General features: G+C 56.3%; 29 protein-coding genes. 13 read left to right on the forward strand and 16 right to left on the reverse strand.

Translation table 11 applies throughout. From position 1 onward, the window contains the following. Positions 1-11 precede the first annotated feature (11 nt). From D7S44_RS03740 to gabT, 10 genes are all read right to left on the reverse strand, one after another. On the reverse strand, positions 12-287 hold the full coding sequence (locus D7S44_RS03740) for a metal/formaldehyde-sensitive transcriptional repressor (protein WP_120452169.1): 276 nt from the start codon (positions 285-287) through the stop codon (positions 12-14). Positions 288-535: 248 nt separating this feature from the next. Next, positions 536-784, reverse strand: a complete 249-nt coding sequence (locus tag D7S44_RS03745; RefSeq protein ID WP_120452170.1) for an ElaB/YgaM/YqjD family protein — start codon at positions 782-784, stop codon at positions 536-538. Between the two features lie 90 nt (positions 785-874). Then, positions 875-1,039 (reverse strand): hypothetical protein, encoded by a 165-nt coding sequence (locus D7S44_RS23640; protein WP_167456948.1) that lies wholly within the window; start codon positions 1,037-1,039, stop codon positions 875-877. A 315-nt stretch (positions 1,040-1,354) separates the two neighbouring features. Continuing rightward, the gene (locus tag D7S44_RS03750) at positions 1,355-1,549 is read right to left on the reverse strand and encodes a hypothetical protein (RefSeq protein WP_120452172.1); all 195 of its coding nucleotides are present in this window, start codon (positions 1,547-1,549) and stop codon (positions 1,355-1,357) included. Between the two features lie 68 nt (positions 1,550-1,617). After that, the gene (locus D7S44_RS03755) at positions 1,618-3,534 is read right to left on the reverse strand and encodes a methyl-accepting chemotaxis protein (protein WP_120452174.1); all 1,917 of its coding nucleotides are present in this window, start codon (positions 3,532-3,534) and stop codon (positions 1,618-1,620) included. Between the two features lie 392 nt (positions 3,535-3,926). Then, positions 3,927-4,403: a GNAT family N-acetyltransferase gene (locus tag D7S44_RS03760; protein WP_120452176.1), complete on the reverse strand. Its 477-nt coding sequence runs from the start codon at positions 4,401-4,403 to the stop codon at positions 3,927-3,929. Positions 4,404-4,545: 142 nt separating this feature from the next. Then, a complete protein-coding gene (locus D7S44_RS03765) occupies positions 4,546-5,142 on the reverse strand; it encodes a DUF1349 domain-containing protein (RefSeq protein WP_120452178.1) in 597 nt (198 codons plus the stop codon). A gap of 242 nt (positions 5,143-5,384) precedes the next feature. Continuing rightward, the gene (locus D7S44_RS03775; RefSeq protein WP_120452860.1) at positions 5,385-5,864 is read right to left on the reverse strand and encodes an OsmC family protein; all 480 of its coding nucleotides are present in this window, start codon (positions 5,862-5,864) and stop codon (positions 5,385-5,387) included. Between the two features lie 300 nt (positions 5,865-6,164). Further along, positions 6,165-7,580 (reverse strand): GABA permease, encoded by a 1,416-nt coding sequence (gabP, locus tag D7S44_RS03780; RefSeq protein ID WP_120452181.1) that lies wholly within the window; start codon positions 7,578-7,580, stop codon positions 6,165-6,167. A gap of 81 nt (positions 7,581-7,661) precedes the next feature. Beyond that, on the reverse strand, positions 7,662-8,948 hold the full coding sequence (gene gabT, locus D7S44_RS03785; protein ID WP_120452862.1) for a 4-aminobutyrate--2-oxoglutarate transaminase: 1,287 nt from the start codon (positions 8,946-8,948) through the stop codon (positions 7,662-7,664). A gap of 110 nt (positions 8,949-9,058) precedes the next feature. On the opposite strand from gabT, the gene pdxR reads away from it, so the two are divergent. From pdxR to D7S44_RS03805, 4 genes are all read left to right on the forward strand, one after another. After that, positions 9,059-10,552: a MocR-like pyridoxine biosynthesis transcription factor PdxR gene (gene pdxR, locus D7S44_RS03790; protein WP_179256438.1), complete on the forward strand. Its 1,494-nt coding sequence runs from the start codon at positions 9,059-9,061 to the stop codon at positions 10,550-10,552. A gap of 378 nt (positions 10,553-10,930) precedes the next feature. Further along, complete coding sequence (locus D7S44_RS03795; RefSeq protein WP_120452183.1) at positions 10,931-11,161, forward strand: hypothetical protein; 231 nt, start codon at positions 10,931-10,933, stop codon at positions 11,159-11,161. After that, complete coding sequence (locus tag D7S44_RS03800) at positions 11,158-11,553, forward strand: Imm63 family immunity protein (protein ID WP_120452185.1); 396 nt, start codon at positions 11,158-11,160, stop codon at positions 11,551-11,553. The genes D7S44_RS03795 and D7S44_RS03800 overlap by 4 nt, the downstream gene beginning before the upstream one ends. A 246-nt stretch (positions 11,554-11,799) precedes the next feature. Beyond that, complete coding sequence (locus D7S44_RS03805) at positions 11,800-12,006, forward strand: DUF2767 family protein (RefSeq protein ID WP_120452187.1); 207 nt, start codon at positions 11,800-11,802, stop codon at positions 12,004-12,006. Between the two features lie 81 nt (positions 12,007-12,087). Here D7S44_RS03805 and D7S44_RS03810 read toward each other — a convergent pair whose 3' ends face one another. Both D7S44_RS03810 and D7S44_RS03815 read right to left on the reverse strand, forming a co-directional pair. After that, a complete protein-coding gene (locus tag D7S44_RS03810) occupies positions 12,088-12,651 on the reverse strand; it encodes a hypothetical protein (protein WP_120452189.1) in 564 nt (187 codons plus the stop codon). A 62-nt stretch (positions 12,652-12,713) separates the two neighbouring features. Continuing rightward, positions 12,714-13,043: a hypothetical protein gene (locus D7S44_RS03815; protein ID WP_120452191.1), complete on the reverse strand. Its 330-nt coding sequence runs from the start codon at positions 13,041-13,043 to the stop codon at positions 12,714-12,716. Positions 13,044-13,257: 214 nt separating this feature from the next. On the opposite strand from D7S44_RS03815, the gene D7S44_RS03820 reads away from it, so the two are divergent. After that, the gene (locus D7S44_RS03820; protein WP_120452193.1) at positions 13,258-13,437 is read left to right on the forward strand and encodes a hypothetical protein; all 180 of its coding nucleotides are present in this window, start codon (positions 13,258-13,260) and stop codon (positions 13,435-13,437) included. A gap of 37 nt (positions 13,438-13,474) precedes the next feature. On the opposite strand, the gene D7S44_RS03825 is transcribed toward D7S44_RS03820, so the two are convergent. Further along, complete coding sequence (locus tag D7S44_RS03825; protein WP_120452195.1) at positions 13,475-13,831, reverse strand: DUF4186 domain-containing protein; 357 nt, start codon at positions 13,829-13,831, stop codon at positions 13,475-13,477. A gap of 98 nt (positions 13,832-13,929) precedes the next feature. Here D7S44_RS03825 and D7S44_RS03830 point away from each other — a divergent pair, with 98 nt between their 5' ends. The 3 genes from D7S44_RS03830 (at position 13,930) to D7S44_RS03840 (ending at position 15,094) form a co-directional block, all read left to right on the forward strand. Beyond that, entirely contained in the window at positions 13,930-14,154 is a 225-nt protein-coding gene (locus D7S44_RS03830) for a YgdI/YgdR family lipoprotein (protein ID WP_120452197.1), read from the forward strand. Between the two features lie 121 nt (positions 14,155-14,275). Beyond that, positions 14,276-14,659 carry a bromodomain-containing protein gene (locus tag D7S44_RS03835; RefSeq protein ID WP_120452199.1) on the forward strand — a complete coding sequence of 128 codons (384 nt, stop codon included), beginning with the start codon at positions 14,276-14,278 and terminating at the stop codon, positions 14,657-14,659. Between the two features lie 21 nt (positions 14,660-14,680). Then, complete coding sequence (locus tag D7S44_RS03840; protein ID WP_120452200.1) at positions 14,681-15,094, forward strand: GNAT family N-acetyltransferase; 414 nt, start codon at positions 14,681-14,683, stop codon at positions 15,092-15,094. Here D7S44_RS03840 and D7S44_RS03845 read toward each other — a convergent pair whose 3' ends face one another. Continuing rightward, entirely contained in the window at positions 15,095-15,757 is a 663-nt protein-coding gene (locus tag D7S44_RS03845) for an MBL fold metallo-hydrolase (protein ID WP_120452202.1), read from the reverse strand. Between the two features lie 22 nt (positions 15,758-15,779). Next, positions 15,780-16,706 (reverse strand): muramoyltetrapeptide carboxypeptidase, encoded by a 927-nt coding sequence (gene ldcA, locus D7S44_RS03850; RefSeq protein ID WP_120452204.1) that lies wholly within the window; start codon positions 16,704-16,706, stop codon positions 15,780-15,782. A 167-nt stretch (positions 16,707-16,873) separates the two neighbouring features. Here ldcA and emtA point away from each other — a divergent pair, with 167 nt between their 5' ends. Beyond that, positions 16,874-17,503 (forward strand): membrane-bound lytic murein transglycosylase EmtA, encoded by a 630-nt coding sequence (gene emtA, locus D7S44_RS03855; protein WP_120452206.1) that lies wholly within the window; start codon positions 16,874-16,876, stop codon positions 17,501-17,503. A 4-nt stretch (positions 17,504-17,507) separates the two neighbouring features. Here emtA and D7S44_RS03860 read toward each other — a convergent pair whose 3' ends face one another. Continuing rightward, positions 17,508-18,455, reverse strand: coding sequence for a sugar-binding transcriptional regulator (locus tag D7S44_RS03860; protein ID WP_120452208.1), 948 nt, complete (start codon positions 18,453-18,455; stop codon positions 17,508-17,510). A gap of 183 nt (positions 18,456-18,638) precedes the next feature. Here D7S44_RS03860 and D7S44_RS03865 point away from each other — a divergent pair, with 183 nt between their 5' ends. The 4 genes from D7S44_RS03865 to D7S44_RS03880 are packed head-to-tail and all read left to right on the forward strand — an operon-like array spanning position 18,639 to position 22,820. After that, on the forward strand, positions 18,639-19,580 hold the full coding sequence (locus D7S44_RS03865; RefSeq protein ID WP_120452210.1) for a D-ribose ABC transporter substrate-binding protein: 942 nt from the start codon (positions 18,639-18,641) through the stop codon (positions 19,578-19,580). A gap of 11 nt (positions 19,581-19,591) precedes the next feature. Next, positions 19,592-20,200 carry a DUF2291 family protein gene (locus D7S44_RS03870; RefSeq protein ID WP_120452212.1) on the forward strand — a complete coding sequence of 203 codons (609 nt, stop codon included), beginning with the start codon at positions 19,592-19,594 and terminating at the stop codon, positions 20,198-20,200. Next, on the forward strand, positions 20,197-21,711 hold the full coding sequence (locus tag D7S44_RS03875) for a sugar ABC transporter ATP-binding protein (protein WP_120452214.1): 1,515 nt from the start codon (positions 20,197-20,199) through the stop codon (positions 21,709-21,711). Before D7S44_RS03870 ends, D7S44_RS03875 begins: the two co-directional genes overlap by 4 nt. A 2-nt stretch (positions 21,712-21,713) precedes the next feature. Next, positions 21,714-22,820, forward strand: coding sequence for an ABC transporter permease (locus tag D7S44_RS03880; protein WP_120452216.1), 1,107 nt, complete (start codon positions 21,714-21,716; stop codon positions 22,818-22,820). Positions 22,821-22,862: the final 42 nt, after the last annotated feature.

Raw genomic sequence — 22,862 nt, forward strand, 5'->3', positions numbered from 1 at the left:
TAGCGGATTGTCTACTTCAGATAAGAGCGAATAACCGCCACGATCTCTTCCAGATCTTCGTTTCGCTCCTGCGGGGTGGCCGCTTCATTCATCAGGTGTTCGCGGATATGCCCTTCCAGCAGTTCGCTCATCAGGCCATTAATGGCGCCGCGCACCGCCGCGACCTGCTGCAATACCTTCAGGCACTCTTCACCTGACTCCAGGGCTGTCTCCAGCGAGGCGGCCTGGCCTTTAATGCGGCGGACGCGGGTCAGCAAACTCTTTTTGTTTTTTAAGGTATGCGCCATTGGGATCTCCTGAAAGCCGCTATCTATACTGGGGTATAGTATATGGAGGGTGATAATAGGGCCTGTGCGAGCGGCTGGCAACTGGAAACGCTGCTAAAAGTCAGGGTGAGAAACGATGATGGCTGTTATGACGGTGCGCGTAAGGGCAGGGAAGAGGCGAGTCGCGGCAAGAGAGCTACGCTGGCCTGGCGGGAAGGGACAAACGCCCCTTCCCGACCTCCTCACGTTATGTGAGGAGGCGCGCGGGGTTATTTACGACCCAGCAGGAAGCCGATAAAGACGCCGACGCCAGCAGCCACCGCCAGACCGGCAAGCGGATTGGACTGAACCTGGTCTTTAATGCAGTCAGCCGCGTCGCGCGCAGCATAGGTCGCCTGGTTGGAATAACGGCGCGCTGCGCCGCGAACGCGATGACGCGGAGAATCGGTGGCTTCGCCCCATTGCTGCTCAGCGGCACCGGCAACTTCTTTTACGGTATCTTCGATTTTTCCTGACATAGTTCGTCTCCTTTGGGTTGGCATTCACTAAAAGCGTAGCAAAGCCCGGCGGTTATGCTGGAAGCTTACGCTTTTGTTACGCTTTTCATCTCAGGATTGCGGCTGACCGACCGGGCCGCTGCCGCCCGGTGCGCCCGGTGGTTGCTGCCCGCTGGGCGCATGTGGCGGCGCTGGCGCGTCATGCGGACGCGGCGCGCAGGCCGTAACGGCGACTGTGCCGATCCCCAGCAAAAAAATCATTACCAGCTGTTTCATACGTTCTCTCCCGGCTAAAAAAACAGGTGCTGAAAGCGTAGCGGGCGAACAGGCAGAGGGCAAACGAGGCGCCGTAAATGCACAGCGCGCTGGCAAAGCAGGGGGGAAACGGAAGCGTACTGCGGTGGTGAGGTCGCTTTAACAGGCAGTCTGGTATTTATCCGGGGGCTCACTTTATATTGCGCGTTTTATCATAACGGAAGCAGAGCAGATTGTTATCGGTGAGCAATAAGCGGACGTGACGTAATCAGTAGAAATGCCCGTGATAGGTTTAAACGGCAAACCTGGCCCGCTTTGAATCTGTTGCTGAGCGACTTAATAAACCTGTCTGAGTATCTCTATAGCCTTAATGATGGCTGCTTTTCGCAGCCCGCCCGCTTCTGTTATCAGCAGGCCGTTAAGTTTATCGATCAGGTTCGCGCGGGTAATGGAATCAGCGCTATAAAAAAGCGCCTCAGATGCTTCACCGATGATGATATGGGCAGCTCTGACTTTTTGCTCTTCAGACATCTTTCCCCCTTAACCGGCTGAAACAGCAGGCACCTGACAGGCACCTGCATCTGAAAGGTCAGTAGAAGTTAAAAGGTTTCCCAGTTAGCGCCAGAAGGCGTGGCTAACGCCGGCGTATTTTTGCTGCTTCTCTGAACCGGGGCTTTTGGCGCGATTAGTCCAGAGGAGGGGAGGCGGAAAACAGAAACCGTTCTTTCCAGCTCCAGCGCCTGCTCTTCCAGGCTGCTGGCCGCAGCGGAGGACTCCTCAACCAGCGCGGCGTTCTGCTGTGTAGTGGTATCCATCTCTGTCATGGCCAGAGAGATTTGGCTAATACCGCGATTTTGCTCATCCGAAGCAGCAGCGATTTCGCCCATAATATCCCGCACCTGAGAAACCGATTTAACGATATCTCCCATCGTATCGCCGGCACGATTAACCAGCGTGGTGCCGTCATTCACCCGGTCCAGAGACTCGCGAATCAGCGCTTCGATTTCTTTAGCCGCCACAGAACTGCGCTGAGCCAGGTTTCTTACTTCACCTGCAACGACAGCAAAGCCGCGACCCTGCTCGCCAGCGCGCGCCGCTTCAACCGCCGCGTTAAGCGCCAGAATATTGGTCTGGAAGGCAATACCGTTAATGACCGTGATAATTTCACCAATTTTACCGGCGCTATGGCTGATCCCGCCCATGGTGGTAATGACGTCATGGATGATTTCACCGCCACGGCTGGCGTTATGCGACGCCTCTGTTGCCAGCTGGCTGGCATGATGCGCATTTTCTGCGTTCTGTTTTACGGTAGATGTCAGTTCTTCCATGCTGGCTGCCGTCTCAACAACCGCAGCCGACTGCTGTTCTGTGCGTGAAGACAAATCAGTATTTCCCGCGGCAATCTCAGAAGAGGCGCGGGCGACGCTGTTAACGCCGTCGCGTACCCGAACAATAATGTTGCGCAGGCTCAGGTTCATCGCGCCAACCGCTGACATCAGTTGTCCCAGTTCGTCAGAGCGTGTGCTGGCGATTTCTGAGGTCAGGTCGCCTTCAGCGATGCGCTGGGCAGAGAAAAGCGTTTCTTTTAGCGGAACAGTGATGCTTCGGGTCATTCTCCACGCCACCAGAAGGCTCAGCACAATACAGGCTATCGTCGTAAAGCCAATCTGCCACAGCGCCGTGTGGATATACTTCTCTCCCATTTGCGTCTGAAACAAAGATAAGTCGGTTACAGCCCGATTCAGCGTCTCCGCTGCGTGGGTCATCTCATCCGAAGCCTTTTTTTCATCACGAACGAGCAGCATATAGTTTTTTAACAGAGCGGGAGTCGCTGCTGTTTTTTGCGCTGCGGAGTTTAATAATTCACCCAGCTTCGCATCAGGATCGGCTTTGAGTTGCGAAATAAAAAGGGTGGTTTCACCCTGAATCTGTGTGATTTTATTCAGCGACGTGTCGTCCGGCGTCTTTATAAAGTCCTGAATCAGTAAAACCGTTTGATCAATCTTCAGCGTAAGTGAAAAAAGCGGCGCGGCTGAACCCGCAGCCACAGCAGATTCCTGAGCGGCAAGCTGTTCTGCTAACAGCGGTAAACCTGTTGAATTTAATTCATTTAAGGAGAGTAACGACTTATCCGTGCTTTCCAGGAACGCCTGCCGCTTTTCTTTGTACTGATTTAATAAAGATGCCAGCTGAGACAGTTTATTCTGACCCTCAGCAGACCAGGCGTACTTTTCCAGGCTCTGTTTCAATTGTGAAAGCCGATCCATCGCCTCTCCATTGATAATGATGAATTTTTTATCGCGAGTGTATTGAAATAAGGTGCGGTTGAGTCTGGCCTTGCCCAGCGTGTCCAGCATTTCTACGGTAATGTCACGCTTCACGGAGTTTTCCTGAATGTTTAAAAAACAGCGCAGCGTGAGCAGGGAAATAATCAACGAAGCCAGTATAACCAGCGAGAAACCCAGGAATAATTTTCCGCCTATTCTAAGATTAGAAAGATTTTTTATAAATTTCATTTAGATAACCCTGTATTGTAGAGAAGGCCTGAGTCTGAAAATTTTCCGCTCTGGGCATCAATCTATATCGGCATAGAAAACAGGGTTTTTAGCATTGTTTCTATTTTTTAATAGTAATGTTCAGGTTAATTGATTTGGATCACGTTCGTGAGTTTTAAACAATTGCGAACGGCTGTGATTGTTTAGCAGGGAATGATTTGAGTCCTAACCTAATAAGGAAGATATAGACCGCTACCCGCATCGTAGATAAATGGGCAGACATTTTTCAGGCTGACCTGAATAACAAAATAAAAGGGAAGCGGCTGTTTTTGCTGAAAGTATAAGAGAGCTTCTGCCTGAGTGAACTCACATTATTCCACGGCGGACGATCACCGCCGTGAATCATGCATGTATCACAATGACAGGTCGATAGCCATTTCCATGCAGCGCAGCTCTGCGTTAGCCAGTTTTGAGAAGTAAAGGCTTTCTCTGAGGGATTTAAATCCCTGTTTTTCATAAAAGGTTATTGCATCTGGCGTTGAAGATAAGGTCAAACGGCTAAACCCGCGTTGACGAGCTTCATCTTTAATTTTTGTGAGAATCATGCCGGCACAACCTTTTCTGGCATGGTCTGGCGATGTGAATATTGCCTCAACGCTTGCTGACGCAATATCAAGGTATCCGGTTGCTACGGGACGGGCATCAGGTCCCTCAACAATAAAGAAAGGATTTCCCTTAATAACTTCTCTGTACCTTTCGGGCATAGCTTCAGGCGTCCAGGCGGCGATGACGGCTGGGTCGTAACTGCTTTTGCAACCGTGCCTGATAGCCAGATTTCTAATGTTCCAGCACGCCTCTGCTTCATCAGGTCTCGCGAGTCTACTCTTCATCTTTTACCCTTGATATTTGCCTTGAAGATAAAAATGTTTAAACGCTTTATCCAGCGCATTAAGGTTCACGTCTGGAACGTAGCAGTGCATCGGAAAAAGGCCTCCTGTAAGGGAGGCGCAGATATGAAATCGACAAGCGGACTCAGGTAAGGTCGTGCAGCGGCTTGCTTCGAGGTTGACCCAGGGAAAAGTCGCAGAAGGTGACTTCAAGGCCTTGTCTTTCTGGGGTACAAGCCATCACGCCCACAAAGCGTTTTTGATGCTGAGGCCAGTAACACAGCCGCAGCAGCGGCCAGGTTTTACCCTCTGTAGAATACTGTATTCTGAGCGCTTCGTTTTCCAGGGTGGCGCGCATCCAGAACTCTTGTGGATTACCGGGGAAAAGGCCGGTTGACCAGTCAGATGTGTCACGCGTAACCACACAGCCTACAGACGGCCGATCGTCATTGAATTCTATCCCCGCCTTCACCCAGCGATCGGCTTCATCCAGAATGAAGATGCCCGCCTGATCATAAAGATCTGAAAAATGAGCCATCACTTTTACCTGAAGGGTGAAATCGCTCTCCACGTAAAATCCAAATGCATGACCGGTGTGCCGCTGAAAGCCATAGTAAGTCTGTTTCCAGAAATCCGTATTGGCTTCCGTTGTGAACCGCAACTTGCCTTTCTCAAACGCGTAATGTTCGGGCGGGTTGATCCAGACTCCACCCTCTGCTTCCAGCGAATTAATCGTGCTCATCGGTTTTCTCCAGGTTGCAGGTTGGTCATTTCAACATCCGGTTGCCTGAATTCATTCACCGCGCTCTTCAGGATTCAGTTTGCTGCTGGCACTAAGCAAAAAGAGGGTGTTTTATCCCCTGAGAGCGAGCAGCGGAAGCAGAACAAATATAAGAGACTGGTCATCATCTCATCAGTTACTGCTCCTGCCGCAGCGCAGGCTGTCATTATCGAACGCGGCACCAGCATACTATAAGAGCAAACTTAATCAGGTGCTCTGTTACCGATAATAAACTCAGGTTCATAGCTGACAGGGAAATTCACTGACCTGACAATAAAACAAACTTTATGGATCTCATGATGAATAGCGGTGGCAGCCTCGATATCCGTACCGGGTAATACTGTAATTTTTGGCTTAAGCGTGGCTGAAATAAAGCGGCCAGCGCCACTTTTTAAAACTTCACCTGTCGCCACAGGGGAGTCTTCATAACCCATTACGGTAATGCCTGCATCTGATGCCAGATGCAAATACCACAACATATGGCATGCGGAAAGAGAGGATATCAGCAGATCCTCCGGATTCATTTTACCCGGGTCGCCTCCCAGTAACGGATCGTTAGAGCAATGTATTGGTTCCTTACCGGCTATTGAAATATCCCAGGTTCGCGCATAGGACCGATAGCCTGATGTGCCTGTTCCCAGGTTGCCTGTCCAGGATATATGCGAGGAATAACGGTGTTCCATTAATTTATTGCTCCCGTTCTGCATAGATGATATGTGAAAAAGTGTTCCAGGCGTTCTGTAATATCAGGGTGTTGATATGCTGAAATATGCGCATGATCTGCACCGTATGATGCGGCCCCGGCTTTCCTTTTAAACAGAACTGTATTTAATGCAGCGGCTAACTAAACCACCCTGATAGCGTGACGGTATACTATTTGGCTGAGAGGGGCCACAGGCAGGTCGCTGCATGCGTGACGATTGCAGTTATTGCACAGGGACGCGCTTTATCAAATAACATGCTGCGCGACCCTGTTAGTCAGCTCAGGAGTTTTCAGAGGACTGAACGGCATAGAAGCGCGTTTTCTGTCGCTTATTCTTTTTACGAGGCACGATCAGGCTGGCGGCGATAATCGCCAGTGTGAGGCCGCCAGTTGCCAGCAGCTCGGTCTGATGCTGAGCGTTGAACAGCATAGAAACCAGCACGGTAACGATAAAGAGTATGGTAATCCAGGTCAGGCCGGGGAACAGCCACATACGGTAACTCAGCTTTTCGCCCGCTTTTTCGCGCTTTTTGCGCAGTACCAGATGAGAGGCGGCAATCACCAGATACACCAGCAGGGCGATAGCGCCGGAACTCGCCAGCAAAAATTCGAATACCACGCTGGGCGCCAGGTAGTTAGCCACAACCGCGACAAAAGCGGCAGCGGTTGAGAGCAGCACGGCAACCCATGGCGTACCGCTGCGATTCGTGCGTGAGGCCGCCGCGGGCGCATCTTTGCGACACGACAGTGAATAGAGCATGCGTGACGAGGTATAAAGCGCCGAGTTAAGACAGCTGCATACCGCCATTAACACAACGATATCCACAATCAGCCTGGCGTGCGGGATATTCATCGCCTGAAGCGCGGCCTGATAAGAACCATGCTCAATCAGCGCCGGGGAATTCCACGGCACCAGCGCCACCACAAAGAAAATCGACAGCAGGTAGAACAGCGCGATACGCCAGATAACCGAATTAGTGGCCCTGGTGATTTGCTTGCCTGGATCCTTTGATTCGGCGGCGGCGATGGTAACAATCTCGGTGCCCATAAAAGAAAACATCGTGGTCAGAATCGCCGCCATCACCTTACCCATGCCGTTGGGCATAAAACCTTGCGTATCGTAGAGATGCTGAAGGCCGCTGGTGCTACTGTTGGGCATCAGGCCAGATATGGCCAGGCCGGCAGCACACAAGAACGCGACAATCGCCGCTACCTTGAGCAGCGCAAACCAGAATTCAAACTCACCATAATTTTTCACGCTCAGCAGATTGGTGATGGTTAAAAACAGCGTGATAGCCAGGGTGAACTGCCAGATGGCGATCTGGGGGAACCAGGCGTGCAGGATGGTGCCGGCGGCGTTGGCTTCCAGCGGGATAACCAATACCCAAAACCACCAGTAGAGCCAGCCGATAGTGAAACCGGCCCAGCGGCCCAGCGCCTTGTCAGCATAGGTTGAAAAAGAACCTGAATCGGGCAGCGAGACCGCCATTTCAGCCAGCATGCGCATTATCAGCACTACCAGCGCACCGGCGGCGGCATAGGCGATCAGCACCGCCGGACCCGCCTCGTAAATCGCGTGGCCGGAGCCCACAAACAGGCCGGCGCCAATTACGCCCGCAATTGACAACATGCGCACGTGGCGCGGCTTCAGGTTTTGTGCCAGTGCATCTTCATTTGCAGTCTGCGTTGTTGTCATCAGAACGTCTCCAGAACGATCCCCGGGCTTTTGTGTCCGGGGCGAGCAGGGGATGGGCTCGCCGCAGCGAGCCGGGAAGGATCAGGCCGTTACGACGTTTTTTTCGACGTCAGCGGCGCAGTGGTTGAGAACCGAGGTTAAAATGTCCAGCGCCTGGCGGAACTGCTGGTCAGGAATGGTCAGCGGATAAAGAAAACGTATAACGTTGCCTTTTGCGCCGCAGGTCAGCAGCAGCAGGCCATTCTCCATCGCTTTTTTCTGTACCGCCTGCGCGGTGGCGGTCTCGGTAAATTCTACGGCCACCATCGACCCTAACGCGCGGACATCGGCAATCGCGGGACACTGCTTACGGAAGGCCTGTAGATCGGATTCAAGCCTGCCGCCAAGCTCAGCGGCCCGGGCGCAGAGTTGCTCCTCGTCGATTACGTCAAGCACCGCATGCGCTGCGGCGATCGCCAGCGGATTGCCAGCATAGGTGCCGCCGAGGCCGCCCGGACCTGGCGCATCCATCACCTCTGACCGCCCTGACACGGCGGAAAGCGGCAGGCCGCCCGCCAGACTTTTCGCCATAGTGATGAGATCCGCTTGCACCGGATAGTGCTCCATGGCGAACAGCTTACCGGTGCGGGCAAAACCGCTCTGCACCTCGTCGGCGATAAGCAGAATGCCGTAGCGATCGGCCAGCTCACGCAGCCTGACCATAAACTCAACCGGCGCCGCATGGAAACCGCCTTCGCCCTGCACGGGCTCCAGCACGATCGCGGCTATGTCCTGCGGCGCGATATCCTGAGTAAAAAGAGCATCGAGGCTGGCTAGCGCCGCGTCGATAGTGATGCCCTGTACCGCGCTGGGATAGCGCGCATGAAACACCGAGGCGGGCATCGGGCCGAAGTCACGCTTATAGGGGGCGACCTTGCCGGTCATCGCCATAGTCATCAGGGTGCGACCGTGAAAGGCGTTGCCAAAGGCGATTACGCCAGGGCGGCGGGTATAAGCACGGGCGATTTTGACCGCATTTTCTACCGCTTCTGCGCCAGTGGTGAAGAAGGCTGTTTTAGCCTGGCCGGCAACAGGCACCCGCTGGTTGATGCGTTCAGCCAGGACGATATAGCTTTCGTACGGAGTGATTTGAAACGCGGTATGCGTAAATTTTGTTAACTGATGGGCTACTGCCTGTTCGATGCGCGGATGGCGATGGCCGGTGTTGAGCACCGCGATGCCGCCAGCGAAATCGATCCAGCTGTTGCCCTCGTTATCCCACAGGGTCGCGTTTTCCGCCCGCGCCACATACCAGTCGCACAGCGTGCCGGTGCCGCGGGGTAAAGCCTGTGCTTTGCGCTGCTGCATCAGGATATTTTGTTCGCTCATCTCATCCACCTCGCTCATATGCTTATTTACATTTCCCGACAAACGCTTTTATTTATGCGTGCGAGCAGGTAAGTTGCCAGAGCCAATTTCAGAGAGAGGGATGGAGCCAATTGCAGCTGCTTTACGCCGATCACTTATTAGCACGATTGCAGTTTTTACCGAGTGGCTCACTGCAGCAGCGACTGCTGACCTGCATGCAGGCCGCAATCATTGAGGGCGTTTTTCCACGCGGCGGGCGCTTGCCGCCGACGCGCGATATGGCCCGTGAGCTTGGGGTGTCACGCAACACCGTACTGCATGTTTATGAAAGTTTGATGGCGCAGGGCTATGTGACGGCACGCACCGGCAGCGGCACCTGGATTGCGGAGACGCTGCCGGAAATCTGTCTGCAAAGCCACGCCACCGATCTGCTACAGCCTGCCTCCACGCCGCTGCCGGCGACCCTGTCAAAACGGGGCGCGATGCTGTTAGGGCATGCCACCGCCTCGCCCTACCAGTGGGGAGCCTTTGTACCCGGCGCGCCCGACGTCACGGAGTTTCCGCACAAGCTTTTTAGCCAGATTCAGGCAAAGCTGAATCGCGATCCCGATGTCTATCGGTTGATTTACAGCAGCGGCGGTGGCTGTCCCGATCTCCGCCATGCGCTGGCGGAGTACCTGCGTGTGGCGCGTTCGGTCAAGGCCGATGCAGATCAAATCCTGATAACCGAAGGCGTGCACCAGGCGGTCGATCTGGTCACCTGCGTGCTCTGTGACCCGGGCGATCTCGTCTGGATGGAGGAGCCGGGGTACTGGGGCACGCGCAACCTGCTGCGTAAAAACGGCCTTAAAATCCGGGCGATGCCGGTGGATAACGAAGGGATTGTGCCAAAGCCCGGGCTGCCGCCCAGGATGGTATTTGTGACGCCTTCACATCAGTATCCGTTGGGCGTTCACCTTAGCCTGGCAAGACGAAAGGCGCTTTTAGCGCTGGCAAGGCGTCATCAGAGCTGGATTATTGAAGATGATTACGACAGCGAGTTTCGCTTCTCAGGCCAGCCTTATCCCTCCTTGCAGGGGCTGGAAGCGGATGCGCCGGTGATCTATATGGGCACCTTTAGCAAGACGCTTTATCCGGCACTGCGCATTGGTTACATAGTGGTGCCCAAAATGCTGGCCGAACCGTTGCGCATCGCGGCGGCTGAGCTTTATCGCGGCGGTCATCTGCTGATCCAGCGTGCGCTGGGGGAGTTTATACGGCAGGGGCATTATATGGATCATATCCGTCGCATGCGTTTGCTTTATGGCCAGCGACGTCAGTTTTTATGCAAACTGATTGAGCGCTATCTGGGGCCGTCCTTTCTGTCGCCGGTCAACCACGACGCGGGATTACATCTGGTGCTGCATCTGCCATCTGGCTGCGACGATGTGGCTATTGCCGCTCAGGCGCTGAAGCGTGGCGTTAAGGTGCGGCCGCTGTCGCAATACTATATGCATCCGCAGAGCTCACGCGGGCTGCTGCTCGGTTACGCCTGCGTGAATGAACGGCAGTGTCAGGATGCGTTCGGCGTGCTGAAAGGGTGTTTGATCGCGGCGGGCATTCAGATTAATGCTTCAGCTAAGTGACTTCTGTTCAGGACGAACAGCTGACATCAGCCTGGATTCCTGCGCCCGGCTGTAACGCCTTGCTTTTGGATAGCAGGCATATCCTCTGGTTTGGTCGTGATTAACTTAGATCCCCGAAAACGAACATTTTCAGGCTGGTTATTAAAAGAGTATTGAACATGCAGTCGACTGGCAGGGCGGAACAGGAGCTAACCGTGGAGAATAAAAGCTGCAGCTGAAAAAAACTCCTGGCTCAGGCTTTGTTTAATGCGCCAGTTGCCAGGGGAAGGAAGCAGATATCAACACATTTCGTCTATACACCTGGCTATTTAGCGCATAGTACATTGTGCTTCTGTGGCAGATTAGCTGAAATTCATTACAGATAAAGGCTGAAAGGAAATGGCTATAATATTTATCCCAGCATTGATTGCATTGCTTGAATCGAAAGAGAAGGAAACCGGGCATGAATTGACCCGTGATGAAGTTGAGACGATACGTGATAATGCTACCGTTATTCAGTTACCAGATGAAATTGCAGCAGAGATGGTAAGAACCCGTGGCTATTCGGATATTGATGCGGAAAACGTCTGGAATGCGTGGTTAATATACAAGTTGAACAGGATGTCATGAAAAGTATTGAAGAGTTGAGATTAGCGCTTCTTGTTATAGGCGAGCGTCTCGGCGGGGGTATCAGACCGAATCATTATTTTATTATCCCTGACAAACCAGATGGCCTCGCGACTCCCTGGCTGGAAATTAACGGAAAAGAATACCATTTCGTTATCAGTGAACGGGGCATGGAAACAGAGCGTAAGATTACCTTTAGCGAAGATGAAATACTTTACTGGTTCGCTGATTGTGGTGTGCGTGCTTTAGCTTCACATTATGCAGCTTCAACGAGCTATCCAGCCGGGAGGTTCAGGGAGACATATTTCCGGAAACAATTCTACTTAATGCTGTCAATCAAGCCAGAATGGGCGACCAGAAAGAAAAAGGAGTTTCTGACCATTATCCAGCCATGACTGGTTTGCTACATAGACGTTAAGCGCTAACAGTCGTGGCACACTTCGCTGGCATCCCGTATAGCTTCGCCTCTGGTACAAACCAGATAATCACTCTCCGCCGTCTCCAGTCAGGCATTTCGCCGCTTTTGCCAGCTAAGCCCCCTGTGCCTTCCTCCAGACGTCTGGTTTGCAGGCTGCGTCAATCCTGACTACTGTTTCTGGATACTCATTTACGGCGGCCGACAGGGTGAAACAGGAGGAGCAATGAAGCGCGACGTATTAAATGAAGATGACTACGATGAAGTGTGTCGCGTGATTGGCGATGCAGTGGTCGTGCTGGCCGAATCGGGCCGGGAGACGCGGCGGGACGATATTTCAGATCTGCTGAAACGCGCACGTCAGCATCGTTCGCACAGCGAGCGCGATGAGCAGCGTATGCTGGAGCACGCGATTCGTCTGGTTAAGCCGTGAAAAGCCGGGGGCCAGGAGCGGGCAAGCATAAATAGCCGGGTCTGGAGGTCAGGAAAGCGCCGTTTGCGTCGGCGCTGATGGCTATGCCTGCTGCGCCAGCAGCCCAGGGCGACTGGCTGGATACCAGCTCACCAGAAAATGCCGCAGATGATCAAAGCACCACTCCGCCTCGTCGCGCTGCTGGCAGTAGTACATCACCGTCACCTTTTCATATTCCCGCGCGCGCTGGCGCAGCGGTGACCAGCCCCAGTCCAGTACGCAGCGTGCATAATTAAGTAAGGCGTCCGGCTCCATACGATGCTGCGTCGCCTGCTCGCGCAGATAGCGTTCGAAAGCGTTATCAAGCGTCAGGGTCTCTTCCTGGGTGACAGGCAGTTCAGGGCGAAAGGCGAAATCGATAAAGCCGCACACCGCATCGGCGCGCTGCTGCCAGTCGCAGGCCAGCGTCATAAACAGCCCGTCCTGCAGATTGACCTCCTCCAGCAGACGACGAAGATTCGCCGACTGCGCCAGCACCGCAATCTCATCAATACGCTCCGTCTGCAGCGTCAGATCGATGCCGCACGGATTCACTGAACCATCCTCATTGCGCGTGGCGGGGAAGGGGAAATCAATATAGCCGTTATTATCCAGTCGCTTTTCCATAAGAGGTGAGCCTGCAGCCTGACAAGCCATGACAATAGACTATCTGGCCGCAGGACGCACGTCTAAGGGCACGTCCAGGTAATCATGGTGTCTTCGTGCGGGTTTATCAGGCGGAACTGCTTATCCGACAGCCGCTGGGCGTAGTAGCCTTCAGGCGTGACGGCGGAGGGGACATATTTGAAACGATCCAGCGATTGCAGTGTCCCACTCTGCACCTTGACGCCGTTGCGGCTGATGGTGAAAGCGTTGACGAGGTCAAAAATCGTCGCCCGCGTCTGCCCCATCGGCTGGCCGTAAATGGTGCTGACTTCGCCGGGGCAGTCCACCCCTTTCGGGCCGGAGGCGCAGCCAGCGAGCAGTGTAATAAAAATGAAAAAGGTGAGTCGCAACATATCCTGTACCTGCTTCAATCCCTGGGAATCCCGTGGCGCTGATGTTTGACGCGTTGCGTCCCGGCTATTGTGATCATAGCAGGTCTGGCGCGGCATCTAATTTGCACTTTGGTTAATAGTTAAGCTTTAAACGTGCCAGAGGGTGACTTGAGTAGCATATTAAAGGTATTCTTGCCATCTTTGCGCACCAGTTGGGCGATTTAAGGGAAATTTAATGAAAGAAGAAGAAGCCAGTCTAATGATTATTCGTCATGCGATCGAGAGGCTTGAAGCGGAAAAGAAGCAGCAGGTGCTCGCCTGCGTGGCGGCAATCCGCGATGTTATGCAGGGATACGACGAGGAAAACGCCTCGCTGGCGTTAATGCTGATCGCCGCCGAGGTTGCGGCGGAATAAACTTCAGCCCGGGGTCGCATGATGCGGCGCCGGGCTTCTACGAATTCATCTCCTTTACCAGCCAGCGGTGGATCACGCCGACGATCCACGCCTGCTGCTCGCTGGTCAGCGGTTGATGGGCAGCGATGCCGTGCCACTTCGCCAGACAGCCGCGGCAGCAGGTCGCCGTAGCGTGCTGAGCGATAAACACCGGATGGCCGCGCATCGGCGTCTGTTTGCCGTCGTTCTTCGGCTCCGCCTGCGCCAGGCGCTGCGCGACAAAATCCGCCGCGTGCCTGTCGATAACCTCCGGTCCTTTCGCCAGACAGTAGTCGCGCTCTTTTACGCCCAGATGAAAGCGGCGGCGAAACGGCGACTGTGCCAGCCGCTGGAACAGGGCATCTTCCCGGTTCATAGAATCTCCTTTAGGAATCAATGCGTTTTAAGCCTCATCCTGGTTTCGCTTTCGTCATGCTGTGCTAAACCTAAAGCGAACCCAAGCAAGGAGGATTTATGAAAAAAACGCTGATGCTGACTGGTGCGCTGAGCCTGGGCCTGCTGCTGGCTGGCTGCGCTAATGACCATATTCTGCATACCAACGACGGCCGGACCATTGTGACGCAGGGCAAGCCGAAGGTGGATGACGACACCGGTATGATCACCTACAAAGATGTCTACGGTAAAGAGCAGCAGATTAATCGCGACACGATCAAAGATATGTCGCAGGTCGGGAACTAACGACAGCTTTTGTCACACTTCGGCCCGCCCCGCGCGGGCCGTTCCGCTTTTCCCGTTCGTCTGGTGTGTTACTCTGAAAATAGATAATTAAATCAGAGCATAACTTCGACGGAGTCTGAAAATGAAAGCCACGCTTTTCACCCTCGGCTTACTGAGCTGTCAAATTGCGCCCGCCTGGAGCGAAACCCAGTTCCAGATCACCTGTCCCGGCCGCCCCACGATGACCATCTCCCGTGCCGAATATGGTCTGAGCACGTTAACCTGGCCGCAGCACCACTTTCAGATTGCCGCCGGCCAGCAGCGCACCCGCTTAGAGGGCGGCGACAACGTTTCCATAACCCGTTTCCGAAACGGCGACCAGCTAATCGTCAACAACGCGAACGAGGAGACCTTCTTCGTTTACCACGACAGCGACCGGCTGATACCCTGTAGCCGCAGTGAAACGCGCGACGTCGATCAGCTGTCGCTGGAGCCTTATGACGATCGCGACCATCCGCACTCTTAACCCGCTTTAGCCGGAGAGTCTATGCAACTGAACGTTACGGATGCGGTCACGCATCAGGATCTGGATGAGGTGCGCCTCGGTCTGAATACTTTTAACAGTCGTTTTATCAATATCGACGAATTTAAATCCATCGGCGTTTTCGTCACGGACGAGCACGGCAAAAAGCTGGCGGGGCTGACCGGCTCGACCACCGGCAACTGGCTGCGCATCGATATGCTGTGGGTCAGCGAGGCGCTGCGCGGGCAGGGCGTCGGCAGCAGGCTGCTCAACGCGGCGGAAGAGGAGGCGCGTCGGCGCGGCTGCTGCTATGCGCAGGTTGATACCGCCAGCTTCCAGGCGCGCCCCTTTTATGAAAAGTCAGGCTACACGCTGCGTTTCAGCCTGGATAACTACCCGCGCCATCATCAGCGTCACTATCTGAGCAAAACGCTGTAATCAAAACAGCGGCTGCTGGCGCATATCCAGCGGCTGCTGCTCCGCCTCGTCAATCGCCGCCAGCCAGCTCTGCAGCGTGACTTCGACCCAGGAGAGGTGGCCGCGCGTGGTGCTCATCAACACCACATCGGGCCGCAGCGTGCGGTAGAACTCCAGCGACTGCTGCAGCTCGTGCGGATTGCTGTCCGGGGCCAGGAGAGTGACCCAGCGATGATGGTCGCGCGTCAGGGTAGCGCCGACGAACAGGTAGGTGCGGCCCAGCGGCGAAGCGTAAAGAAAGCTGCTGCTGCCTGGCGTATGGCCCGGCGTCGGCAGCAGATGGAAGTCGCCGAAGTGCGTCTCCTGCTGGGTAAAGGTGTCATCCGGCTCCAGCACCCGGCTGACGGGGCCGATAGAGCGGCTGTGGCAGTAAAGCGCGCTGTTAAAGCGCTGCTGGATGGCGATGGCACCGGGTGCGGCTTCGTGCCAGTGAGTCAGATAGTGGCGAATCACGCCGCCTTCGTCGGCCAGCACTTCATGATCGAGCGGATGCTCCACGCGGCCAATCAGCAGATTGCCGCGCGGATGACGCAGCATAAAGCCGTGCATCATTAAATCATCAACAGTCTCTTCCCCCGGAAATTCCGGCGTGGAGATCCACAAATCGTCGTACAGCGGCTTCAATGGCGATCTCCCTGAGAACGGCTTAATGCTCGGGTAAAACGGGATGGCCAGTGGCCTGTAGTTCAGCCTGATGGTTCGCCACGCGCAGCTGCGCGCGCGCGCCGATCGGCAGCGTCACGGTATCCGCATCGTGGCCAAAGGCCAGATCGCTGATTACCGGCAGGCCGGTCACGTCGCGCAGGTACTGCCAGACGCTGGCGTAATCAAAACCGTTGTCATAGTCGCTCATCGCGGTGCTGGTAAAGCTGCCGGTAATAATGGCGCGCTGCCGTGCCAGGATGCCGCTCTGCTGCAGCTGGATCAGCATGCGCTCGACGCGGAACGGATGCTCATTCACATCCTCGATCACCAGAATGCCGTCGTCGAACTGCGGCAGCCACGGGGTGCCGATCAGCGAGCAGATCATCGCCAGATTGCCGCCCCACAGCGTGCCCTGCCATTCACCGCTGTCCGGCGTCTCGCTGCGCCAGCCAACATTGACTGTAGGCGAAGTCAGCGCCTGCCAGAAGTGAGCCAGCGTAAATTCAGATAAAACCTCCGCGCCGAAGTTACCCGCCAGCATCGGCGCGCTGAAGCTGACGAGACCGGTCTGCGCCAGCAGCGCCAGCTGCAGGACGGTAAAATCGCTGTGGCCGCACAGCGCCAGCGGCTGATTAAGCAGATGGCGCTGCAGCGCGACGTAATCGATATGCGCCAGCAGGCGGCTGGCGCCGTAGCCGCCGCGTACCGCCAGCACGATGTCAGGCAATGTCTCAAGCTGCGCCAGCTGGTTGAATTCGGCGAGACGTTCGGCGTCGGTACCGGCGAAACGCTGAAAGCGGCGGCCGATCGTCTCAAGATTATTGACCTGATGGCCCGCCGCGCGCAGGCGGTCGACGCCGCGCCATGCGGCAGGCTGGTTATGACAATATCCAGAGGGCGAAACGAGATGAAAAGAACGCGAAATCATAAGACTATTCCTGCAGTTAGCGGGTAACTATCTGGCCGATGATGACGAAAAGCGCGACGGAAGTCACTGCGCGACACGGTTTTTTACGCAATTAGGATAAACGGTAATTTTGCTGCGGCGCGCGCCAGGTATGATAGCCTCCGACCCTATTGCATCAGGATGAAAAATTGGTGAAATTTCGATACCTTGCCCTTTCCGCGTTGCTGCTGGCAGGCTGCGCCAGCGAACCGTCAAAACAGGTCGTCAGGCAGCCAAACACGCCGTTAACCCAGGCGCCGCCCTCGAATATCAATGCGGCCTGGTCGATGTTCACCGAAGATGCCGCCAGTCATTATGGCGTTGATGAGAAGCTGATCAGCGCCATTATTACTGTCGAATCGGGCGGCAATCCCGGCGTCGTCAGCCGCTCCAACGCGGTGGGCCTGATGCAGATCAAGGCCTCGACGGCGGGCAGGGAGGTCTATCGTGTGCAGGGACGTCGCGGCCAGCCCTCCAACGCCGAGTTGCGCGATCCGGCGAAAAATATCGATATTGGCACCGCCTATATCCGGATCCTGCAGCAGTCGGCGCTCTCCGGCATTCGCAATCCGCTGACGCTGCGCTACGCCACTATCGTCTCGTACGCCAACGGCGCAGGCGCGCTGCTGCGCACCTTTTCCCGCGACCGCGACCGGGCTATCGCCATGATTAACGCCATGTCGCCGGACGAATTTTACCAGCACGTCCAGAACAAGCATCCCGCTGCGCAAGCGCCGCGCTACCTCTGGAAGGTCACCACGGCGTACCGCACTATTTAAGGCCTTACTCCACCAGCAGCCGCGCGGTGGGGTAATCCACAATCAAGACGTTAACGTAGCCGCCGCGCAGCGCGCCGCGAATGGCGTGCGCTTTTTCCTTACTGCCCGCCAGTGCGACCACCTGCGGACATTTGCGCACCTGCGCCAGCTCCATGCCTATCACCGGATCCTCCTCCGCGCTCAGCACCGGCTCGCCCTGCGCGTCGAAGTAGTGCAGGCAGATATCGCCCACCGCGCCGCGCTGTGCCAGGGTGCGCAGCATCTCCTCATCATAATAGTTGCCGGAGTTGCGCAGCAGCGCCGAGGGCTCCAGATCGCCGATGCCGACAATAGCCAGATCCACCTGATCGAACTTCTCCAGCACCTCCGCGACGTCGGGATTCGCCGCCAGTCGCTGACGATCCTGCACCGAATGCTCAATCGACTGCGAAGGCAGCAGCCAGGAGGGGCAGTTAAGCAGCGCCGCCAGGTTCTGCGTCAAAATGGTCGCCTGCACGTTGCCGTTAGCGCCGACGCCGCCCAGCAGCTGGATCACCCCTTTACAGGCGGCGTTAAATGGGTGCAGCGCATCCACCATGGCGCGAATGGTGCCGCTCCAGGAGGAGATGCCAATCAGCTCGTCGGCGCGCAGCCGCGTCTCCAGATAGTGCGCCGCCGCCGAACCGATCGCCTGCTTGATCTGCTGCTGCGAGGCGTTTTCCGGCACGTCCACTACAATCGCCTGCGGCAGCCCGTAGGTCTGTTCGATCGCCTTCTCCTGCGCCGGAAAGATATTCGCAGGCGGCACGACGCTGATTTTCACCACGCCTTCCTTCACGCTGCGGTTGAGAATGCGCGAGACAAAAGACTGCGACAATTTCAGCATCTGCGCGATATCTGACTGCTTCATCCCTTCGCTGTAGTAAAGCGTGGCAATCTTCACCATCAGCCGTTGCTCATCCTGTTTCGCCATTCATCCTTCCTCTCTGTTTCGGCCTGGTATTGTTAACCAGGATGCGAGAAATCACAACGCAGGACATTTTGTGATCCTTTTCGCTTTTTAAACATTCAGGGTTGCGCACCCGGCGAAGGCGGGTGCATAGTCATATTGCATATAAAATCGCAATTGAATATTTATTCAAGCGGAGAATAAACGATGAACGTACCTCTCGTCAAAATTACCCTACTGGCTTCACTGATGGCCCTTTCGACCGCCACGCTCGCCGCCGATAAAGGCCTGCTGGCGATCATTACCCCTTCTCACGACAACCCCTTCTTTAAAGCAGAGGCGGACGGCGCGCAGGAAAAAGCGAAAGCGCTTGGCTACACCACCCTGGTGGCGTCGCACGATGATGACGTTAACAAACAGAACCAGCTGATCGAAACCGCCATCGCGCGCAAGGCGAAGGCGATTATCCTTGATAACGCCGGGGCGGACGCCACCGTCGGCCCGGTGCAGAAAGCCAAAGAGGCAGGCATTCCTACCTTCCTTATCGACCGCGAAATCAACAAAACCGGCATCGCCGTGGCGCAGATCGTCTCTAACAACTATCAGGGCGCGCAGCTCGGCGCAGAGAAGTTCGCCAAACTGCTGAACGGTAAAGGCAGCTACGTTGAACTGCTGGGCAAGGAGTCCGACACCAACGCGGGCGTACGTTCGCAGGGCTATCACGACGTGCTGGACGACTATAGCGACATGAAGATGGTGGCGCAGCAGAGCGCTAACTGGAGCCAGACCGAGGCGTTCAGCCGCATGGAAACCATTCTGCAGAAGAACCCGAACATCGTCGGCGTGATCTCCGGCAACGACACCATGGCGCTGGGCGCAGAGGCGGCGCTGAAAGCGGCGGGTAAAACCAACGTTATCGTGGTGGGCTTCGACGGCAGCGACTACACCCGCGACTCCATTATCAACAAAGGCAACATCAAGGCTACGGTGCTGCAGCCGGGCTGGGCGCAGGCGCAGATGGCGGTGGAGCAGGCGGATTACTACCTGAAAAACGGCAAAGCGCAGAAAGAAGAGAAGCAGCTGATGGACTGCGTGCTGATTGACGACAGCAACGCGTCGAAGCTGAAAAACTTTAACCTGGCGAAGTAACCGGAGGCGGCATGAAACGGACGAGAGCGACGCTGGCCGTCATCCTGGCGATAGCAGTAAGCGGCTGTACCGTGGTGGATCTCGACGCCAGCGGCAATCCGATCATGCCGAAAGATCCGCATGCGAAACCGAGCTACAGCAATCAGACGCCGCAGCAGATCGCGGAGGCGAGCTGGCAGAGTCGGGTGCTCGATACCGCCCAGCAGCACGCCATGAGCTGGGCGGATATGGAAACCAAAAGCGGAACGGTGAAGGCGGGCGGCAGCGAAAGCGTTTTTGTGCGCGCCAGCGGCACGGTCACGGCGGTAGATGACAGCAACAGCCGCGAGCGCACCCTGACGCTGACGCTGAACGGCAAGCCGGTAAACGTGAGCCTCGGGCCGGTTATCCGCAGCAATGCGCTGCGCGATGCTGCGGGTTTCCGCTTCGAGGAGTTCACCAATCAGGTGCAGTACGCGCAGCTGACCCGGGCGCTTAACCGCCATGCGGTGCAGCAGCTGCCGAAAGTGGACGCCAGCTGGGTGGGTAAACCGGTGCAGGCGCTGCTGGCCGTGGAGATGGGGCACGGCGTGGTCAACGACGTGATGGCGGTAGAGCTGAAGCAGGGGGCGACGCCATGAGCGACGATATCATCCTGCGGGCAAACCATATCACCATGCTGTTTCCCGGTACGCTGGCGCTGGATCGCGTCGACTATCGCGTCTGGCGCGGCAAGGTCAACGTGATTATCGGGGAAAACGGCGCGGGCAAATCGACCCTGATGAAAATTCTGGCGGGGGTGCAGCAGCCTACCAGCGGCGAACTCTTTCTTAACGGCGAAAAGGTGGTGCTGAGCAGCACGCGCGCCGCCGCGAAGCTCGGCATCGGCATGGTGCACCAGGAGCTGAACCTGTTTGAGAACCTGTCGGTGGCGGAGAACATTTTTCTTGGCCGCGAGCTGCAAAGGGGCATCCGCCCCATTAACGAAGCGGAGCAGGAGCGCCGCGCCGCCACGCTGATGGCGCGCCTTGATCAGCCGATTTCGCCCAGAGAGCACGTCGGCAATCTCAAGGTCGGGCAGCAGCAGCTGGTGGAGATCGCGAAGGCGCTGGCGGAAGACGCCGACATCCTGATCCTCGACGAGCCCACTTCGGCGCTCAGCAAAACCGAAGTGGAGATCCTGTTCCGCGTCATCCGCGAGCTGACGCGTCAGGGCGTCTCCATTATCTATATCTCCCATCGCCTTGAAGAGCTGATGGCGATCGGCGACGTCATCACCATCCTGCGCGACGGCCGCTTTCAGGCGGAAGCGCAGGTCAGCGATATCGACGTGCCCTGGATCGTGCGCGAAATGCTCGGCAGCGAGCCGATGAGCAACTTTCTGCCGGACCAGCGCACCTTTGGTGCAGCGGTGCTGGAGGCGGAGCACATTACCTGCGTCAGCCCCAACGGCAACACGCTGGTGGATGACGTCACCTTTAACGTGCGCGCCGGGGAGATCGTCGGCATCTACGGGCTGATGGGCGCGGGGCGCACCGAGCTGTTCGAGTGTTTGCTCGGCAGCGAACGCAACTATCTCGGCAAAATCTGGCTCGACAGCAAGCCGGTGCCGACGCGCCTGCCGCCCGCCGAGCGCATCCGTATGGGCATGAGCCTGGTGCCGGAAGATCGCAAGCGCGCCGGCATTTTTCCGGTGTCGTCGGTGGCGAGCAATCTCACTATCGCCAGCCTGTGGCGTCGGCTGTCGCATCGCTTCGCCATCGCCCAACAGGAGGAGCAGGCTGCAGTGACCAGCACCGTCGGCAACCTGGCGATCAAAATCTCCTCGCCGGAGGTGGCCATCAGCGCCCTAAGCGGCGGCAATCAGCAGAAGGTGGTTATCGGACGCTCGCTGCTGACTAATCCGCGTCTGCTGCTGCTGGACGAGCCGAGCCGCGGCATCGACGTCGGCGCCAAGGCGGAGGTGTTTCGCATGATGGTGCGGCTGTCGGAGCAGGGCATCGCGGTGCTGTTCTCCACCTCCGATTTGAAAGAGATCATGGCGGTGGCCGATCGCATCCTGGTGATGTCGGGCGGCAAACTTACGGCTGATATACCGCGCGGCGACGCGGAAGAGTCAGCGCTGGTAAAAGCAAGCGCACAGGGGTTCTGAGCATGAAAGGCAATAACGCTATGACGATGGCAGGACAACCGGCGAAAGCGTTCAACTCGCGCGAGAGCATTATTCTGCTGCTGCTGAAGCTGCGCACCTTTATCGCGCTGTTTTTAATTGTCGGCTTCTTCGCGATTACCGTACCGGACTTTCTCGCGCTCGGCAGCCTGGTGATTATGGTGAAGCATATCGCGATCAACGCCTTTCTGGCGCTGGGCATCACCTTCGTCATTATTACCGCCGGTATCGATCTCTCCATCGGCGCGACGCTCGGGCTGTGCGGCATGATCGCCGGCTGGCTGATTACCAAAGGGATCGTTCTGCCGATGTTCGGCATCGCCATCTTCCCCAGCGTCTGGGTGATAGTGCCGCTGGTGCTGCTGGTGGGCGGCCTGATCGGCGCGGCGAACGGCTGGATTATTACCCGCTATAACGTCGCTCCCTTTATCTGCACGCTGGGCACCATGTATATCCTGCGCGGCGCGGCAATGCTGACCTCGGGCGGCGAAACCTTTCCCGGCTTACAGGGCAACCCGCTGCTCGGCAATACCGGCTTCGACCGCATCGGCGCCGGATCGCTGCTCGGTCTGCCCTACGCCATCTGGATGATGATCGTGCTGGCACTGGTGATCGCCTATATCGCCCGTCGTCTGCCGTTCGGCCGCCAGGTTTATGCCATCGGCGATAACGAACGCGCCGCGGAGCTTTCCGGCGTCAAAGTGAAGCAGGTGAAAATCTGGGTCTATACGCTCTCCGGCTTCTGTGCGGCGATAGCGGGCATCGTGGTGTCGTCGCAGCTGGTCGCCAGCCACCCGGCTAACGGCACCTCGTTTGAGATGAATGCCATTGCGGCGGTGGTGCTGGGCGGCACCTCGCTGGCGGGCGGACGCGGCACCATTCTCGGCACGCTGGTCGGCGCGTTTGTGATCGGCTTTCTCGCCGATGGCCTGATCATGATGGGCGTCAGCGAATTCTGGCAGATGGTGATCAAAGGCATCGTCATCATCATCGCCGTCATCATCGACCAGATGCAAAACCGCATGCAGCAGAAAGCGGCGGTGGTGGCGCAGAAGGCGCTGATCGAGGAGGGCGGCGAAGCGAAAAGTTAATCGGTGGCGGTGCAGGCGGGTTCCTTTGCTGCACCCCTTTTT

Origin of the sequence: Pantoea piersonii (assembly GCF_003612015.1) — a bacterium.
GTDB classification, from domain to species: domain Bacteria; phylum Pseudomonadota; class Gammaproteobacteria; order Enterobacterales; family Enterobacteriaceae; genus Pantoea; species Pantoea piersonii.